Source organism: Virgibacillus kimchii, assembly GCF_055379185.1.
In genome coordinates this window covers 665642-684383 of record NZ_AP043951.1, presented here as the reverse complement: position 1 = coordinate 684383, position 18742 = coordinate 665642, and the positions used below count along the sequence as shown (strand labels likewise).

At 40.2% G+C, this 18742-nt stretch carries 17 protein-coding genes; all 17 read right to left on the bottom strand.

What is annotated here, in order from left to right:
* Positions 1 to 59: 59 nt before the first annotated feature.
* Complete coding sequence (locus tag ACZ42C_RS03480; RefSeq protein ID WP_461181341.1) at positions 60 to 488, bottom strand: YlbF/YmcA family competence regulator; 429 nt, start codon at positions 486 to 488, stop codon at positions 60 to 62.
* A 1-nt stretch (position 489) separates the two neighbouring features.
* Positions 490 to 2055 (bottom strand): tRNA (N6-isopentenyl adenosine(37)-C2)-methylthiotransferase MiaB, encoded by a 1566-nt coding sequence (miaB, locus tag ACZ42C_RS03475; RefSeq protein WP_461181340.1) that lies wholly within the window; start codon positions 2053 to 2055, stop codon positions 490 to 492.
* 261 nt (positions 2056 to 2316) lie between these two features.
* Positions 2317 to 2577: a stage V sporulation protein S gene (locus ACZ42C_RS03470; RefSeq protein ID WP_164215528.1), complete on the bottom strand. Its 261-nt coding sequence runs from the start codon at positions 2575 to 2577 to the stop codon at positions 2317 to 2319.
* Positions 2578 to 2683: 106 nt separating this feature from the next.
* Positions 2684 to 3481: a TIGR00282 family metallophosphoesterase gene (locus ACZ42C_RS03465; RefSeq protein ID WP_461181339.1), complete on the bottom strand. Its 798-nt coding sequence runs from the start codon at positions 3479 to 3481 to the stop codon at positions 2684 to 2686.
* Between the two features lie 171 nt (positions 3482 to 3652).
* A complete protein-coding gene (rny, locus tag ACZ42C_RS03460; protein ID WP_461181338.1) occupies positions 3653 to 5218 on the bottom strand; it encodes a ribonuclease Y in 1566 nt (521 codons plus the stop codon).
* Positions 5219 to 5990: 772 nt separating this feature from the next.
* Positions 5991 to 7031: a recombinase RecA gene (gene recA / locus ACZ42C_RS03455; protein ID WP_461181337.1), complete on the bottom strand. Its 1041-nt coding sequence runs from the start codon at positions 7029 to 7031 to the stop codon at positions 5991 to 5993.
* A 201-nt stretch (positions 7032 to 7232) separates the two neighbouring features.
* The gene (locus tag ACZ42C_RS03450; protein ID WP_461181336.1) at positions 7233 to 8492 is read right to left on the bottom strand and encodes a competence/damage-inducible protein A; all 1260 of its coding nucleotides are present in this window, start codon (positions 8490 to 8492) and stop codon (positions 7233 to 7235) included.
* On the bottom strand, positions 8489 to 9067 hold the full coding sequence (gene pgsA, locus ACZ42C_RS03445) for a CDP-diacylglycerol--glycerol-3-phosphate 3-phosphatidyltransferase (protein WP_461181335.1): 579 nt from the start codon (positions 9065 to 9067) through the stop codon (positions 8489 to 8491). The genes ACZ42C_RS03450 and pgsA overlap by 4 nt, the downstream gene beginning before the upstream one ends.
* A gap of 146 nt (positions 9068 to 9213) precedes the next feature.
* A complete protein-coding gene (locus ACZ42C_RS03440) occupies positions 9214 to 10122 on the bottom strand; it encodes a helix-turn-helix domain-containing protein (RefSeq protein WP_461181334.1) in 909 nt (302 codons plus the stop codon).
* A 71-nt stretch (positions 10123 to 10193) separates the two neighbouring features.
* On the bottom strand, positions 10194 to 10985 hold the full coding sequence (locus ACZ42C_RS03435) for a DUF3388 domain-containing protein (RefSeq protein WP_461181333.1): 792 nt from the start codon (positions 10983 to 10985) through the stop codon (positions 10194 to 10196).
* A gap of 165 nt (positions 10986 to 11150) precedes the next feature.
* Positions 11151 to 11414, bottom strand: a complete 264-nt coding sequence (locus ACZ42C_RS03430; protein WP_461181332.1) for a DUF3243 domain-containing protein — start codon at positions 11412 to 11414, stop codon at positions 11151 to 11153.
* A gap of 122 nt (positions 11415 to 11536) precedes the next feature.
* Entirely contained in the window at positions 11537 to 12253 is a 717-nt protein-coding gene (gene ymfI / locus ACZ42C_RS03425) for an elongation factor P 5-aminopentanone reductase (protein ID WP_461181331.1), read from the bottom strand.
* Between the two features lie 14 nt (positions 12254 to 12267).
* Positions 12268 to 13551 (bottom strand): EF-P 5-aminopentanol modification-associated protein YfmH, encoded by a 1284-nt coding sequence (yfmH, locus tag ACZ42C_RS03420; RefSeq protein ID WP_461181330.1) that lies wholly within the window; start codon positions 13549 to 13551, stop codon positions 12268 to 12270.
* Complete coding sequence (gene yfmF, locus ACZ42C_RS03415; protein WP_461181329.1) at positions 13544 to 14830, bottom strand: EF-P 5-aminopentanol modification-associated protein YfmF; 1287 nt, start codon at positions 14828 to 14830, stop codon at positions 13544 to 13546. The genes yfmH and yfmF overlap by 8 nt, the downstream gene beginning before the upstream one ends.
* 215 nt (positions 14831 to 15045) lie before the next feature.
* Positions 15046 to 16005: an ABC transporter permease gene (locus ACZ42C_RS03410; RefSeq protein ID WP_461181328.1), complete on the bottom strand. Its 960-nt coding sequence runs from the start codon at positions 16003 to 16005 to the stop codon at positions 15046 to 15048.
* Complete coding sequence (locus tag ACZ42C_RS03405; protein WP_461181327.1) at positions 16006 to 17052, bottom strand: ABC transporter permease; 1047 nt, start codon at positions 17050 to 17052, stop codon at positions 16006 to 16008.
* The gene (locus tag ACZ42C_RS03400; protein ID WP_461181326.1) at positions 17049 to 18578 is read right to left on the bottom strand and encodes an ABC transporter ATP-binding protein; all 1530 of its coding nucleotides are present in this window, start codon (positions 18576 to 18578) and stop codon (positions 17049 to 17051) included. The genes ACZ42C_RS03405 and ACZ42C_RS03400 overlap by 4 nt, the downstream gene beginning before the upstream one ends.
* Between the last annotated feature and the right edge of the window lie 164 nt (positions 18579 to 18742).

Here is an 18742-nt window from a genome sequence, read left to right as displayed (position 1 = left end):
TGCAATTATACATCCGTGGATATAAAAATGAGCAGCGATTCGCTGCTCATTTTTCTATCTTAGTGGCCGCAAGCCGTACCATTTTTTGTTTTGGATCCGGTTTCCCCTGATAACAGATCGCCGCCTGTCGATTCAATGACATTGTTTGTAACTTCCCTTGCTATGGTCCCTGAAATTAATTGCAGGACATCATTTACTACAATCTGGGTTTCTTTAAATTCTTGAACTACCGGAATTTCATCAATTTCTTCCTGAAGCCGGTCTATTTCTGCTTCGACTTTTTTCAAAGCCTCTGTCTTTTCATATGCCTGGAAATTCACTGCTTGTTTTTGCAACGTTTTAATTCGCTTAATTAATTGCTGCACTTTCTGATTTTGATTAATTTTTGCTTCCACTTGTTTAAATCGGTCTATTTCTTCTGTACTGGCCAGCATGTCAGCCAATTTTTTTGCTTCATCCAGAACTTGTTTCCTTGTGTATTGAGCCATTTCAGTTCACCTCTACTTTATTTTCAACCATAACCCCATCCAATGACCAGGTTTTTGCTTCTGTAATTTCCACTTCAACTATTTTACCAATGGCAGATTTTGGTCCTTTAAAATTAACCAGCTTGTTTTTTTCCGTATAACCTGCCAATACATCAGGATCTTTCTTGCTTTCGCCTTCCACCAGTACTTTAACAATCTGCTTGTCATATTTTTTCATCGATGCTGCAGATTGCTTGTTCACCAGTTCATTTAGTCGGTAAAGACGCTGTTTTTTCACTTCATCCGGAATATCGTCTTTTTTACGGGCGGCCGGTGTTCCTTCTCTTGGAGAATAAATAAATGTATAAGCTGCTTCAAAACCGACTTCTTCCACCAGAGACATTGTTTCTTCAAATTGCTCTTCCGTTTCGTTAGGAAAGCCGACAATGATATCCGTGGTTAATGTAGCATTTGGCATAGCTTCGCGGATTTTACGGACCAGTTCCAAATATTCTTCCCTTGTATATTTCCGGTTCATCTTTTTCAATACTTCACTGCTGCCGGATTGTACAGGCAAGTGAATATGATCCAAAAGATTTCCGCCTTTGGCCAACACTTCAATCAGACGGTCATCAAAATCCCTTGGATGGGAAGTGGTAAACCTGATGCGGGGAATATCGATTTTATGCAAATCATCCATCAAATCCCCAAGCCCGTAAGCTGTATCTTCGAAATCCTTGCCATATGCATTAACATTCTGCCCAAGCAGTGTGACCTCCTGATATCCCTCAGCAGCTAGATGACGCACTTCCCGGATAATATCTTCAGGTCTCCGGCTCCGCTCCTTACCTCGGGTCATGGGAACGATACAATAGGTACAGAACTTATCGCATCCATACATAATATTTACCCATGCTTTTATTTTTCCTTTTCTTGCCTTAGGAAGGTTTTCAATGATATCTCCCTCTTTTGACCACACTTCCACAATTTTTTCTTTTCCGAACATCGCTTCTTTGACGAGTTGCGGCAAACGGTGAATATTATGGGTGCCAAAAATTAAATCAACATGCTGATGCTTTTTTAATATACGGTTTACTACCGATTCCTCCTGGGACATGCATCCGCAAACCCCGAGGATCAAATCGGGCTTTTCCAGCTTTAATGGCTTTAAATGGCCTATTTCACCAAATACTTTGTTTTCCGCATTTTCCCGGATGGCACACGTATTTAATAAAATAATGTCTGCCTCATTTGTATCGGAAGTTGATTCATAACCCATTTCCGTTAATATACCGGCCATTACTTCCGTATCATGCTCATTCATCTGACAGCCATATGTACGGATGAGAAATTTCTTCCCTTCTCCTATGTTTTGCATATCTTCAGGAATGGAAAAATCATAATGAAATTCAATATCTTCCTTGCGGCGCTTTCTTGCCTTTTTAATATCAGGCGGCTGATAATTGGAATGAAAATACTTGGAAATCATATCATCGCTTGATGTGTTTTTAATTCTATTCATATTATGATCAGAATTTATATCTGTTTGTTTAATTTGAGATTGTTCCAAACGCTGGTCTTCGTTCATTGTAAATCTCCTTTCCATAAAACTTGTCACTACCCATTATTACAGTATAATGCTTATGATTAAATTAAACAATATATCGAGTAAAATCCTTCCCAATTATAGCGGAAGGTTACTTAAATTGTCATTTTTTATTCCTTTATTCCAACATCCTTATTTTAACATAAAAAAGCGCTGTGTTACTACACAGCGCTTTTTCCTATAGAACGAAGGACAGATTGTCCGATTGTGCTTTAAACTAATGGAATTCCGGTCACCAAATACTTATCTTGGTTCCACAATCAGTTTGATTGCTGTTCTTTCTTCATTATCAATCATAATATCAGTAAAAGCCGGTATACAGATTAAATCAACTCCGCTAGGTGCTACAAATCCTCTGGCAATAGCCACCGCCTTAACAGCCTGGTTTAATGCTCCTGCGCCAATTGCCTGAATCTCTGCTGAACCTCTTTCTCTTAGAACATTTGCAAGTGCACCTGCTACTGAATTGGGATTCGATTTTGCTGAAACCTTTAATACTTCCATTACTGGTACCTCCCTCGTTAACTATTGGTCTTCTACTGCTACTATATTCCTGGAATGGTTGGCTTATTACTTTATTATGCATTAATAATTCCAAAAATTCAATTAGTCAAGAAAAGAAAGGGTGGTCATCATTGATTTGAATTCGTTTAATATCCGCTGCCTTCCCATTTTCAGCATGCAATGTAATTAGTACACCATTTAATTGATGTCTTCCCTTTTTTGTAATTTCAAAACGTACCGGCATGGAAGTTAAGAATCTTTTTAGTACAGCGTCTTTCTCCACCCCTAATATTCCATCATACGGGCCAGTCATACCTGCATCTGTTATATAGGCGGTTCCTCCCGGCAGGATTCGTTCATCAGCAGTTTGTGTATGCGTGTGTGTACCAACAACAGCACTTACTCTTCCATCAACATACCAGCCCATCGCCTGTTTTTCACTCGTTGCTTCTGCATGGAAGTCCACAAATATAATACTGGTTCTTTTTTTTGCTTCTTCAATTAATTCATCCATTTTTCGAAAAGGATCGTCAATCGGAGGTAAAAATGTACGACCTTGCATATTTATTACAGCCACTTCCGTACCGTTTACGTTGACAAAAGTGAGCCCTTTTCCCGGATTCCCTTCCGGAAAATTTGCCGGCCGGATCAAATTTTTAGCGTCATCTATAAATTGAAAAATTTCTTTCTTGTCCCATGTGTGATTGCCCATCGTAACTACCTGGGCACCCCAGCCCAACAGTTGTTTATAAATCGGTTCTGTAATGCCCTTTCCCGAGGCGGCATTTTCTCCGTTTACAATTGTCAGATTGGGTTTATACTTACTTTTTAATTTAGGCAAATATTCTTCTATCATCGCTCTGCCCGGAGAGCCGACTACATCACCTATAAATAATATTTTCATGAATGCATTCATCCTATTCTGTTTTACTTTAAGTTTTTCACATCCGTCAGTTATTGTCAAAAATAAATAGAAGAACCAAATTGTTATTCACCCTCGTTCCGTCCCCTTTCAATAAGGCGAAAAGCAGGGATACGTTCGAGACAGAAAAAAGCAGAGCACGAGGGCTCCGCTTTATTTTGCATATTCAACTGATCTTGTTTCCCTGATTACAGTTACTTTAATATGTCCCGGATAATCCAGTTCATCTTCAATACGTTTTCTTATATCCCTGGCAACTCTCACCGATTCGATGTCATCAATCTCGTCGGGCTTAACCATAATGCGGATTTCCCTGCCGGCCTGAATGGCAAATGATTTTTCCACACCCTCAAATTTCTCGGATATTTCTTCCAGCTTTTCCAGACGCTTAATGTAGTTTTCCAGAGTTTCGCTGCGTGCACCCGGTCTGGCTGCAGAAAGAGCATCAGCCGCAGCTACCAGCACGGAGATTACCGATGTCGGTTCTTCATCCCCATGATGGGATGCGATCGAGTTAATAACGACTTCATGTTCTTTATATTTCGTTGCCAATTCTTTACCGATTTCCACATGGCTTCCTTCTACTTCATGGTCAATTGCTTTACCGATATCATGGAGTAATCCGGCTCTTTTTGCCAGTGTCTCATCTTCTCCTAATTCTGCTGCAAGTAATCCTGCAAGAGAAGCAACCTCTGTCGAATGCTTCAGGACATTTTGTCCATAGCTTGTACGATATTTTAGACGACCAAGTATCTTAATCAGATCCGGGTGCAATGCATGCACACCAATTTCAAAGGTGGTTTCCTCACCGATCTCCCTTATATATTCATCAACTTCTCTTCGGGCTTTGTCCACCATTTCCTCAATTCTTGCAGGATGAATTCTGCCGTCCTGAACCAGTTTTTCCAAAGCCAGTCGGGCAATTTCCCTCCGGATTGGATCAAAGCCTGATAGTATAACCGCCTCGGGGGTATCGTCGATAATCAAGTCAATGCCTGTTAAGGTTTCCAGTGTGCGAATATTGCGTCCTTCTCTCCCGATGATCCGGCCTTTCATCTCATCATTTGGGAGATTCACAACAGATACGGTCGTTTCAGCAACATGGTCTGCAGCACAACGTTGAAGAGCCAGCGAAAGAATATTTTTGGCCTTTTTATCGGCTTCTTCTTTTGCCCGATTTTCAGCTTCTTTAATTAATAAAGCTGATTCGTGCGCTACTTCCTGTTCCATTCGCTCTAAAATAACCTGCCTTGCGTGGTCTGTAGTATATCCTGAAATGCGTTCAAGCTCGGTTTGCTGCTCTTTTAGCATAGCTTCCACTTTGCTTTCCATTTCTTCAATTTGTTGTTGTTTTTCTGTTAGTGATTGCTCTCTTCCTTCCAACATAAGTTCACGCTTATCAAGTGTTTCACTTTTTCTGTCCAGATTCTCTTCTTTTTGCATCAGACGATTTTCCTGCTTCTGTACTTCAGATCTTCGTTCACGCAATTCTTCTTCAGTTTGCTGACGAAGCCTGTGATTCTCTTCCTTCGCCTCAAGAAGTGCCTCTTTTTTAGCGGCATCTGCATTTCGATGTGCTTCATCAACTATTTGCTTCGCCAAAGTTTCCGCGCTTGATATTTTGGCTTCCGCAATAGATTTACGAATCAGATAACCAACAACAATACCGACGACTAGGATTAAAGCAAGCAAAATGGAGATGATTATAGGATTGTCCATGATTTCACCTCCTATTGCTATAAAGTTGTTTTACAATTCATTATTGTCGGCATGTAACATGTTCAAGTGCATAAATAACAATAAATAAATCATATAATATAAATTATATTTATACATTTTCAATTGTAATTGTTTGTATTGGGAATGTCAAGGAAACGTCACAACTTAATCAGACATTTTTACTGAAACAACAGAAAAGTGATGGAATATAAGAAATACATATCCGAATAAATTTCATAATAGATAAGTAAGTATTGAAATCCGAACAAAGTTGATTTCGCTCAAGACAGGCGCTTTTACCACAGGTACAAGTGCAACATTGATTCAAACTCGTTTTCACAGTGTGTTCTTTGCCACGGGCTCTGCCTCAGCCTTCTTGCTATGCTGCTGCTTTTCGGCTGCCGCTGCGCCCGCAAATCTTTATGGTGGAGCGAGTATTTACCGCATTTCTGAAGTCGCCATCTTTCGCTTCAAATCAACAGGTTAGCGTCCTGTATTAATAAAGGATAAAATATTTTTATTAATACTCGGATGCTTAGTAAAAAACGATTATGTAATTCCTTCATAAAAAAAGAAAGATAGTGATACCCAACGTTCAGCGGATGCCGATCGTGAATTCACTATCTGATTGACTCTCTTGGAATATACGCGCTGTTTTCACATAGTTTGCAGCTGTTTCAAGTGTGAGCCCCAATTCGTTTCGGTGTGGTAAGCATTTACCCGCCTACCCAACCTTTCAAAAATTGTCCCAAATCTATCATTCTAATATTTTCTATACATTCAATCTGCCTTGTTCAGCTGCTTCCTCATCCGTTTCCTCGGCTTCTTCATCCATACTATAGTGGTCGCGGACTGCCTGCTGTATTTCTGCCATTGTTTCCTTATTCTCCTTCAGATACTGCTTGGCGTTTTCCCGTCCCTGTCCAAGCCGGTCTCCATTGTAGGAATACCATGCACCGCTTTTATCGACAATATCCAGGTCGGAACCGATATCCAGAATCTCTCCTTCTTTGGATATGCCTTCCCCGTACATTATGTCCACTTCGGCTTGCTTAAATGGGGGGGCTACTTTGTTTTTCACCACTTTTATTCTTGCTCTGTTACCAACCATATCATTTCCCTGCTTCAAGGTTTCCGCTCTGCGGACCTCTAGCCTGACGGAGGAATAAAATTTAAGCGCACGGCCTCCCGGAGTGGTTTCCGGATTTCCAAACATCACACCAACTTTTTCACGGATCTGGTTAATAAAAATTGCTGTCGTCTTTGATTTATTGATTGCCCCTGACAATTTACGCAATGCCTGGGACATCAGCCTTGCCTGGAGACCAACATGGGAGTCGCCCATTTCCCCTTCTATCTCCGCTTTCGGCACAAGTGCTGCTACCGAGTCCACTACTACCATATCTACAGCACCACTTCTCACAAGTGCTTCTGCTATTTCCAATGCCTGTTCTCCTGTGTCAGGCTGGGACAGCAGTAGTTCTTCTATGTTCACCCCTAAAGCACGGGCATACCCGGGATCAAGTGCATGCTCTGCATCAATGAAGGCAGCTTGTCCGCCTTTTCGCTGGGCTTCTGCAATTGCGTGCAGCGCAACCGTTGTTTTACCTGAAGATTCCGGTCCGTAGATTTCAATTACCCGGCCACGCGGATATCCGCCTATGCCTAATGCTACGTCCAATGCAAGGGAACCGCTTGGGATCGTTGCAATTTTTTGTTCTGCCTGCTCACCGAGCTTCATGATGGACCCTTTGCCAAATTGCTTCTCTATTTGTCTTAACGCCATATCCAATGCTTGTTTTTTATCGCTCAAAATGACTTCCTCCTTTTTTTAACTAAGTACATCATACTATGTTTTTCTTCATTTGCCAAGAAAAACACGAATGGATGTTCTTGTGTTTTTCTTGTTATTTTTTTGCTGAAATCAAATATTCATCTGTTAAAAGGCAAGTGAAATTCAATATTTATATAAAATCAGGGAACAGATTTTTATTTTCCTTCATTGAACAGATTTTTATTTTCCTTCATTTTTTAAAAGATTTAATAAAAGTTCGAAACCCTTTAACATTGCCCTTCTTCTAATTGTATTCCGGTCTCCCTGAAACGAAAATTCTTTACTCACCTGATTGCCTTTACGGTCACATATAGCAATGAATACCATTCCGGGCGGCTTTCCTTCCGATTGAACAGGCCCCGCTACACCGGTAAAACTTATACCAATATCGGCTTGAAGCTTTTTATATACGTTGGATGCCATTTCAATTGCACAGGCTTCACTGACGGTTCCCGATCGGCGAAGTGTTTCAGCAGATACACCCAAAAGTTGTTGTTTCACATTTTCATCATAAGCAATGATTCCGCCACGGCATACCCGGGATGCGCCTTCCACTGAGACGAGCTTTTCTGTAAACATCCCGCCGGTTAAGCTCTCTGCAGCAGCCAGTGTCATATTATTATTTTTAAGCATGGAGACAACACGTTGCTCAACTGTTTGTTCATCAGCACCGTAATAATATGTCCCTATCCTTTCTAAAATTCTCTCTTTCATTCGTTCTATTAAGTAATTTGCCTCTTCTGTGGAACCGGCTTTTGCTGTCAGCCGTAATACGACACCGTCATTTTGGGCGAGCGGTGCAATGGTGGGATTCGTTTGTTCCTTAATGATATCCTGCAAATCGTGTTCCAGCTTGGATTCTCCGATACCTATAAATTTCAATATAGTTGATTGAATGATTTCTTCCTGACCGGTCAATTGCTGCAAATAAGGGAATACATCATGACGTGCCAATGATTTCATTTCCCTTGGCACCCCCGGCAAAAATACCCAGGTTCTTCCTTCATAAGTTGTAATCATTCCCGGAGCCATTCCCACTTTGTTCTGTAATACCGTTGCTCCCTCGAACACTCGTGCCTGTCTGCGATTATTCGGTGTCATTACTGCGTTTTGTCTTTCAAAAAAAGCCTTTATATTCTCCATGGAAGGAGGATGTTCCACTAATTCCAATCCGGTCATGGACTGAAATGCTTCTCTTGTCATATCATCATCTGTAGGTCCGAGCCCCCCGGTTACGATAATGATATCCGATCTGCTATGAGCAAGCTGGAATGCATGTAACACACGTGATAAATTGTCTCCCACTACTACATGGTGATAAACATTAATTCCATATTTCGCAAGCTCTGAGGACATCCATTGGGCGTTGGTGTTGGCAATCTGTCCCAATAGCAATTCCGTTCCGACGGCAATAATTTCCGATTTGTATTGCTTTGTCATTTTGAATCCCTCATTACATGCCAATTTTTTGCAAAATAGTCATATCCTGAAATAACGGTAAATAGTAAAGCAGCATACAGCATGATGGTTCCAAACGGAAAGCCTATATAAGAAAATGGAAAATTATTCAGTAATAAAACAGCAATCGCAATCATTTGGGTTGCTGTCTTTAATTTTCCCATGCTTCCTGCAGCAAGGACAATACCTTCACCTGCCGCTACCAGTCGGAGTCCGGTCACAGCCATTTCCCTTGAGATAATGATAATAACAATCCAGGCCGGGGCTGTTCCCATTTCCACGAGCATAATTAAAGCAGCAGCAACAAGCAATTTATCGGCAAGCGGATCTAAAAATTTGCCAAGGTTGGTGATAAGATTATATTTTCTTGCGTAATAACCATCAACCCAGTCGGTTGCAGCAGCTATCAGAAAAATCAAAGCTGCTATAAAATGGGCAATCGGCAGCTCCCTCTCTCCAACATTCCATGCCCCCCATTCCAAAGGGAGTGTCAGCAGCAAAATAAAAATAGGGATCATTAATATTCGGGATAAAGTTAATCTATTCGGTATATTCATGTCATATTTTCCTCCCAAAGTTGCCTTTAACCAGGCTTACCATCAGCCCGGCTCTCTCACAAAGAAAAAGATGTATACTTTTATGCCTGACAAGGTATAAAACCCTTCCAATCTAACCAATTCGGAAGGGTTATAAATGATTCAGTTTAATTATTTATATTTACCCATATACGCTGCACCACATTTTCAACTGGATCAATCGGATACTCCAACTCAACATCATTAAAGGAAATTGATAAATCAGCCGCATTTCCTATATTAAAATATACCCTCTCCTCATCGGATACATCCAATTCAACAGGTGATTGATCCTCAGAGAACATACCACTGAACAAAGCATCTCCTGCATCATTTTCGACGTCCAGCCAAGTGCTCCCGCTTGACTCCAATGTAAGTGTCACTTCATCTCCTGCCTGATCTAAATCAAATGTGGAACTTGTACCACTTGTTTCATCATCAACAAGGGTAAGCTCGGCTTCCAATTCTTCCTCATTTGCTTCTTCTTCTGCACCTTCACTGGTATCCCCATTGGTATCTTCAGTTTCTTCTGCTTCATCCTGCCCGGCTTCGTCATTATCATCAGCTTCGTCTTCCGGATTATTTATAATAATTTCTTCATTATCATTCAGTTCTTCCGGTGAATCCGTATCATCATCTGCCATTGCCAGCTGAATGAAATACCAGGCAGCAAAGAAAATACCGATCACGAGCAATATGACAATTATAGTCGGAATTAATGAAAATATGGCATTACTTTTTTCTGAACTGCTTTCTTTTCTGGTACGCTGCATTCTGCTATATTGAACTTCAGATTCATCTTCGGTTTTTGGAACCTCTTCCTTATATTCTTCCAGTAATTCATTAGGGTCCAGTCCCACTGCATTTGCATATTCCTTAATAAATGCCCTGGCATAAAATTTTCCGGGTAATACCTGCAGGTTGCCCTCCTCAATTGCTACGAGATATCGCTTTTGAATTTTCGTCGTTTCCTGCAGACTTTCCAGGGATATATTTTTTTCTTTCCTCGCTTCTTTCAGTCTTTCTCCTATTTCCATAACAAACACCATCCATTTTTAATCAAACTTGACTTGCCGCTATCAACACGATAGCATTATGCAGGCAAGTGCTAAAAATCAAACATCGAAAACCCCTGTTGCTCGTTGAACTGCTGTCTCTCCACGTGTTCATAAGTGATTTCCTCTTCCCTATGATTTCGCAGTTCTATAATATAATCAAAATCTTCCATATCATATTCCGTCTGCTGAACAAAAATATCCGGATGTTCTACTACTTTAATGGATGGGAGCTGCATAACCTCTCTGATTAATTGCCAATGCCTTTCATTTGCCCGGCTTTTGGAGACAACTCCATCAATAATATAAATAGTATTTTCGTTATATTCTCCTGCTACAAGCTGACTGCGTATCGTTTGTTTAAGTAATGTACTGGAAACGAACAGCCATCTCTTATTGGCTGAAACACTTGCTGCTACGACGGATTCGGTTTTCCCCACCCTGGGCATGCCGCGAATCCCCACTAATTTATGCCCTTCCTGTTTGTATAATTCTGCCATAAAATCGACCAACAGACCCAGTTCATCCCTTACAAACCGGACCAATTTCCTGTCATCCACATCCATGTGTATGTATCGTCCGTGTCTCACAGCTAATCTGTCACGAAGCTTCGGTTTACGGAGTTTTCTAACTTCAATCGTATCCATGGTGTCCAGTATTGATTGAAGCCTTTTTATATTATCATCAAATTTAGAAAGAATCAGCATGACTCTTCTCGATTTTTCAATACCATTAATTGTAATTATATTTATAGATAACATTCCTAATAAAGAGGATATATCTCCCAAAAGTCCGGGCCGGTTTTTCTTTATTTCATATTCCAAGTACCATTCTGTTCGTTCCATAAATATCCTCCCATTATCCATACTTTATTAATGGTAACCAAACATCTTTTATAATGCAATATAAGTCTATAATAAATGATTTTCACTGCTATGAAAAGCGGAAGGTTACAGTTATCGGGAAATAATGAAAAAGAAGCCGCTTTTCCGGAAGCAGCTTCTTTTCCTTTATTGATTCATGTTGCCTTGATTTTGTACAAGTTTAATCATTGTGTTTGCAATTGCCTGCTGTTCTTCTTCGGAAGCAGCATTCCATAAATCCCGCAGTACGGTTTCCTCACTGTTTTTTGGGTCAACACTTTGTGCGAGATAGTCACCTACTTCTTCCGCCACACTTTCTATCGTTTGCTGACTCATTCCCTGCTGCTGGGCATCCTGCAGTTTGTTCGCCAAAAAACCTTTCCATGATTCAAAATTATCAAGTACTGACATACACCTTGCCTCCTTCAAAGTTTTACATGTATAGTATTTGATTTTCCCGGTGTTTTATACACATGAAGGCAAAGTGATATACTTTTCGATCCGGAAAGGGTTAATATATTTGCGGACAATATTTACCACCCGCCGGTGACGTTAATGATTTCCCCTTGAATATAGCTGGATTTTTGATCCAATAGGAAAGAGATTACATTTGCAACATCTTCGGGTCTGCCGGCTCGGTTTGCCGGTATGTCTGAAATAAGTGCATCTTTTTCCCCTGCAGGCAGATGTCCGTTCATTTTTGTTTCTATAAATCCGGGACTCACCGCATTGACGGAAACCCCTGAAGGAGCTGTTTCCTTAGCCAAAGCCTTTACAAAACTATTTTGGGCTCCTTTTACAGATGAATAAATTACTTCGTTGCTTGCTCCCTGTTCTCCCCATACGGAGGTGATGAAAATGAGATTTCCGAATTGCTGTTTGATCATTTGCGGCAGCAAATATTTAACAATCATCCACGGAGCTTTTACATGCAAATTAATCATTTTATCCATCATTGGCTCGGGAGTATTTTGAAATACACCAAAATGAGCCAATCCGCTTGCAAAAACTATGCTGTCCACAGGAAAAACTAACTCGGTTAATAATTTTTTCACTGCAGTTTCTTCAGATAAATCTGCCTGCAGTACAGTTAAAACTTTTGATTCGTCTATATGTTTTCTTAACGTATCGATCGGTTCCCTATTTGTATGATAATGCAGCAGTAATGTGTATCCCTCATTTGCAAGCTGTTTTGCAATGGCTGTGCCAATGTCACCACTCGCACCAATAATTAATACATTTTTCCCCATTACCTGAAACTCCCTTATTCTGCAGCAATCGTGCAAATGGAAAGACGGTCTTCATCAATCCAATTCTGCACAAATTTATTTGCATCATCCAATGTTAGTGATTCGATGGCAGGAACAATTTCAAAAAAGTCAACATCCAGCATATGGTAGTGGGTATATTTGCTGGCTGTAAATTCAAGGGAATTCATTGAGCGCAGAATCCGTCCGATTTTCTTCTTTTTCATCCGCGAGAAATCTTCTTCGCTAAACACTTCTTTGTTTGTGGAGTTCAATAGCTGTTTTGCTCTTTCAGCAAATTTTTCCGGATCCTTTGTATTTGTACCAATGAGCGTGTAGCCAAAATTTCCTTCAAGATTGGATTCAAAGTAAAAACTTGCATCAATCAGTTTTTCATTATACAACTGCTGATAAAATGAACCGCCCTTGGAAAAATAATGATCCAACACCATATCCAACAAAAGATCTTGTTTTAAATACGCATCTCCCTTTAGAGGTTTTGTCGATTCCTTAATGCCGATGGTGCACTTCGGAATGGAAACAGGCATGCTAATCTTATTTTCTTTCACTGCTACTTCGTTCGGTTCATCCGGATAATTGCGGTTAATATTATTCATTTTTTTGAAATCCTTATTGTTTTGGTTTTCTTCAATTAATGTCATCATTGTCTCTTCATTAAAATTACCGGTTATAAACAATGTCATATTTTCCGGGTGGTAAAAAGTGTTGTAACACGTATACAGATCATCTTTTGTTATAGAATGGATGGATTCAACTGTTCCTGCAATATCTATATTTACAGGATGATGTTTAAACATTGCCTTTATGGTCCCCATAAAAGACTGCCAATCAGGTTGATCATCGTACATTTTGATCTCCTGAGCAATAATGCCCTTTTCTTTTTCAACGGACTCCTCGGAGAAATATGGATCCTGAACAAAATCAATCAACGTCTCTACGTTTTTTTCAATATGATTGGTTGCAGAAAATAAATAGGCTGTTTTGGTAAAAGAAGTATAGGCATTTGGGGAAGCTCCCTGCTTTCCAAAATCAGCGAAAACATCCCTGTCTTCTTTTTCAAAGAGTTTATGTTCCAAAAAATGTGCGATTCCTTCCGGTACAGTAATTGTTTCCCGCTCTCCAATAGGCACAAAAGTTAGATCGGTGGATCCGTAGTCTGTCGTAAATAATGCATATGTTTTTGACATTTCTTTTTTCGGATGCAAGATAACAGTTAAACCATTATTCAGTTTTTTTGAATAGACTGATTCATCAATATGGCTGTAAGTTTGCTTATGCATGAGATATTCCCCCTTCCCGGGTCAGCAGATAAAGTGTATCTTCTTCAATTTTATTGGCGGCATCTATTACATCTCGTTTTGTAACTTTTTTAATATTTTCAATTAATTCTTCAGGGCTGCGTGTAATACCGCCCAACACCTGCTGATATAATAATTCAATGATGCCCTGCGGATGGTCCATTGTTTCCAGCAGTTGGTTGACAATTAATTCTTTTGTTTCTGTTACCTCTTCCTCTGTAAAATCGCCATCCTTCATTGCTTCCATTTGTTGTTTAATAATGTCTCTCGCTTTTTCAAAATCCTCCGGAGCGATCCCACTAAAAACGAGCAACAGTCCTTTTTGGCTCTCCAGTCTGGATGCGGCATAATAAGCAAGACTGTTTTTTTCCCTTACATTAATAAATAATTTAGAGCTGGGAAAACCGCCAAATAGGCCATTAAATACCTGCAGCGCGAAATAGTCTGCATCACGGTAGGTGATGTTTGTACGGTATCCAATGTGGAGCTTCGCTTGTTGGATTTCCTCTTTTTCTATTACTTCCTTTTGTTTTACAGTTTGGTGGTTCTCTGGTGCACCTTCCTCTGATGCAGTACTTCCTTCCCGTTGGAAGACTTCAGCAAATTTCTTTGTTACCTCCTTCTCATCAAAATCACCATGCACATAAATGTTCATCTGATCCGACTGTATCATCTTCTCATAATAGGAATACAAGTCTTCATTTGATAAGAGCTCAAGGTCTTCTTCATAACCATGCACGTGCAGCTGATACTTTTCCCCTTTGCACATTTCGTCAATAAGTCTCATGTTGGCATAATTCATCTTATCGTCTTTTTGTACATTGATTTTTTGTTTCAGTGTATCTTTTTCCCTGTTAAAAATAGACTCATCAAAACGATTATCCTTCGTAAAAGGATTATATAATATGTCATGCACCAGATCGATACCTTCATTCATAATATCCAGGTTATCCGGAATAAACTTTCTATTTGCCAACTCCATTCGAATAGTAATAATATGATGTTCGCCTTTCTTGCTTCCGCCTATTCCCAACACAGAGCCGTATAAATCATCCAGTTTCCGTTGCAATTCCTGTTTGCCGGGATAATTATTCGTGCCTTGGTTCAGAACATAGGGAAGCAATGCTCTGCAAGTAATCGTATCCCTGTTTAACGGGGCTTTCAACTTCACGGTAATTGAATTTGTTTTAAATTTATTGCTTTTTACAAAATGGAGCTGATATCCATCCTGCCTGCTTACATATTCTTTAATAGCCGTCATGAAACATCCTCCCGGTATTTGCTTATTTCCTTTTTATTCTTTACATATTTATGAAGTATATGTAAAACCATTATAGATGATAAAAAACCGACTTGCTAATATTTTCCGGCAAGTCGGTTTTTTTGTTTAAAGATTTTCAATCAACGGGGGGGAATAGCATCGGCAGTCCGAAATGCGATATTTACCCCACTTACCCCGAGCTTAAGCCTTTATTTTTATCTGCTTCCTTTAATATAAGGCTGACCATTTGCTCTGGGAGCTTCCGCCCTGCCAATAAACCCTGCAAGGGCCAGGATCGTCAGCACGTAAGGAGCAATTAACAGGAATACCTGTGGAACATCAGCAAGTAGAGGGATCCCTCCGCCGATGACACTTAAGCTTTGGGCAAATCCAAAGAATAACGCAGCACCCATGGCTCCTAATGGATGCCATTTACCGAAAATAACTGCTGCAAGGGCCATGAATCCTTGGCCTACAATAGTTGCATGAGAGAAATTAAGTGCAATCGTCAATGCAAACACAGAACCACCGAGACCGCCTAATGCTCCTGACAAAATAACAGCAATATACCGCATTTTATATACGTTGATACCATTTGTGTCTGCGGCCATCGGATGCTCTCCCACTGCTCTTAAACGCAATCCGAACGGCGTTTTATATAATACGAACCAGGCAGCAAATGCCAGAATGATCGCTAAATAAGAAGTCAGATACATATTCGAGAAAAATATATCTCCTATAATTGGTATTTCGGAAAGAACTGGTATATCTCTTGTGTAGAATGGCTGTGATACCATATCGGTCTGTCCTTTGTCATACCATTGCTTTGTTAGAAATATCCCCAACCCCAAAGCGAGAAAATTAATGGCCACTCCGCTGACTACCTGATCTGCATGAAAACTGACTGCTGCCACAGCATGGATAACGGAAAACAAAGCTCCTATAAGCATAGCCACAATAATGGAAATCCAAGGTGTCCAGACACCAAATACATCTGCAAATGTAAGGTTAAAAACCACTCCTACAAACGCCCCCATCACCATGAGACCTTCCAATCCAATATTTACAACTCCTGAACGTTCACTGAAAACCCCGCCTAAAGCCGTAAATATTAAAGGAGCTGAAAAGAAAAGGGCAGGAGGAATAATTGATTGCAATAAGTCAATAAATCCCATTTATTTCTCCTCCTTTTTAAAGCGAAGTATGACCCATCGGATCATATAGCTGGACGCAACAGAGAAAATAATTAAAGCGATAATAATGTCCACTAATTCATTTGGCACGCCGGCTTCTGTCGGCATATTTAAAGCTCCTACTTTTAAAGCACCAAATAAAATGGCTGCAAGCACAATACCAAGAGCAGTATTTGCACCCAATAATGCAACCGCAATTCCATCGAAGCCCAGGTTAGTAAAACCACCGCTTACCGTCATATTTCCAAATGTTCCCAGCCCCTCCATAGCACCTGCCAAGCCGGCAAAAGCACCGGCAATTACCATTGACAATACAATATTTCTTTTTACACTCATTCCTGCATATTTGGAAGCATGCTTATTAAAACCTACTGATTTCAATTCGTACCCAATGGTGGTGCGCTCAATAATAAACCACATAATGACAGCTGCAAACAAGGCAATTAATATCCCGTAATGCATCCGGGAAAAATAAGTTAATGACTGCAGCCAAGCTGAAGATAACGAAGCTGTTTCCGCAACTTTATCCGTACTGTTTGCACTGTCAGTCAATACATTTCTTATAATTGAATTGGAACTGTATAACGCAATATAATTCAGCATAATAGTTACAATAACCTCATGGACACCGAGACGTGCTTTTAAAATACCCGGTATAAATCCCCAAATTGCTCCAGCTAAACCTGCAACAAGAACAGCCAGAGGTAAATGAATGTACATGGGGGCGTCTACCGTTATACCAATCCACACTGCTGACAGCCAACCGACAATTACTTGCCCTTCTGCACCGATATTGAATAATCCACTACGGAAAGCAAAACCTACAGCCAGGCCTGTTAATATATACGGCGTTATCTGACGGACAGTCTCACCCAGAAAATAGGCATCCCCAAAAGCCCCTTCCCATAAGGCACCATAGCCCTCGATTGGATTGTAGCCAAAGACAAGCATAATAACCGCGCCAGCCAGCAATCCGATGAAAACAGATATGATGGGGACAAGGATATTAAATGTTTTGTTTGAAGTCACGACTCCCCACCCTCCTTCTCTTTAAAGCTCCCGGCCATTAATAAACCAAGCTCCTGTTCATTTGTATCTTCCGGTTTTCTTTCAGCAACTATTTTACCGTCAAAAATCACTGCTATCCTGTCACTTATATCTAAAATTTCATCAAGTTCAAAAGAGACTAATAAAATTGCTTTCCCCTTGTCTCTTTCTTCAATTAATTTATTATGAATAAATTCAATCGCACCAACGTCAAGTCCTCTTGTGGGCTGGGCAGCAATTAATAAATCAGGAGAACGGTCTACTTCTCTTGCTACAATAGCTTTTTGCTGGTTTCCTCCTGACAATGCTCGTGCCTTGGTGTATGCACTGGGGGTCCGCACGTCATATTCTTCAATCAGACTTTCTGCTTTTTTATAAATTTCCTTATAATTCAATACTTTGTTTTTGGAATATGGTTCTTGGTAATAGGTTTGCAGCACTATATTTTCTCCTATTGGAAAATCAAGCACCAACCCGAATTTGTGCCTGTCTTGCGGAATATGACCAATTCCGCTTTCAGTAACTTTTCTCGGTGATAGATTAGTAATGTCTTTATCATTTAATGTAATTTTTCCGGATTCTGTTTTTATTAAGCCGGTTATGGCTTCGATTAGTTCAGTTTGGCCATTCCCATCAATGCCGGCTATCCCTACAATTTCTCCGGCACGAATATCAAGGTCCAGTCCCTTTATTCTTTCAACTTTTCGCGAATCTTTGACAACAAGACTTTCTACATTTAATACTGTCTCCTGGGGAGAAGCAGGTTCTTTTTCTGTTTCAAAGCTCACTTCTCTTCCCACCATTAAAGAGGCGAGTTCTGTTACTGTTGTGTCAGCTACATCTACTGTGCCTATCCCTTTACCTTTTCGTATTACAGTGCAGCGGTCACAGATTTGCATAATCTCTTTTAACTTATGTGTAATTAGAATAATCGATTTTCCTTCATTAATTAACGATTCCATTATTTCCATCAGCTCAGTAATTTCCTGTGGTGTAAGTACTGCGGTTGGCTCATCAAATATGAGGACGTCCGCCCCGCGATAAAGCGTTTTTAGTATTTCTACACGCTGCTGCATCCCTACTGAAGTATCGCTGATTTTGGCTTTGGCATCTACACGAAGTCCGTAACGGTCAGATAGTTCCTGCACCTCTTTCTCCGCCTTCTTAATATTTATTCTGCCGTTTTTTTTCGGCTCGTTTCCCAAAATGATATTTTGTGTTACTGTAAAAGGCTCCACCAGCATAAAATGCTGGTGAACCATACCGATTCCCAGATCATAGGCAATATTGGGATCCGTTATTTTCACTTGTTCTCCGTTTACGCGAATTTCACCTTTTTCCGGCTGATATAATCCGAAAAGTACGTTCATTAACGTTGATTTCCCGGCACCATTTTCCCCAAGTAAAGCGTGTATTTCTCCCTTTCGCAACTGTAAGGTTATGTTGTCATTTGCAACAATCCCAGGAAATTCCTTACGTATATTCAGCATTTCAATAACGTATTCCATCACAGTGTCACTCCTTTACCCACAAGTAGATCAATTAAGTGCTTAAGTAAAAATGTATAACTTCCCTTGATCGCCTAAGCACAAGGATATAATGATGCCTTTGCTTTACCGGCCACTGACGACACCCCTGTTATTCGAACAGTATCGAATATAATTTTCCGTTC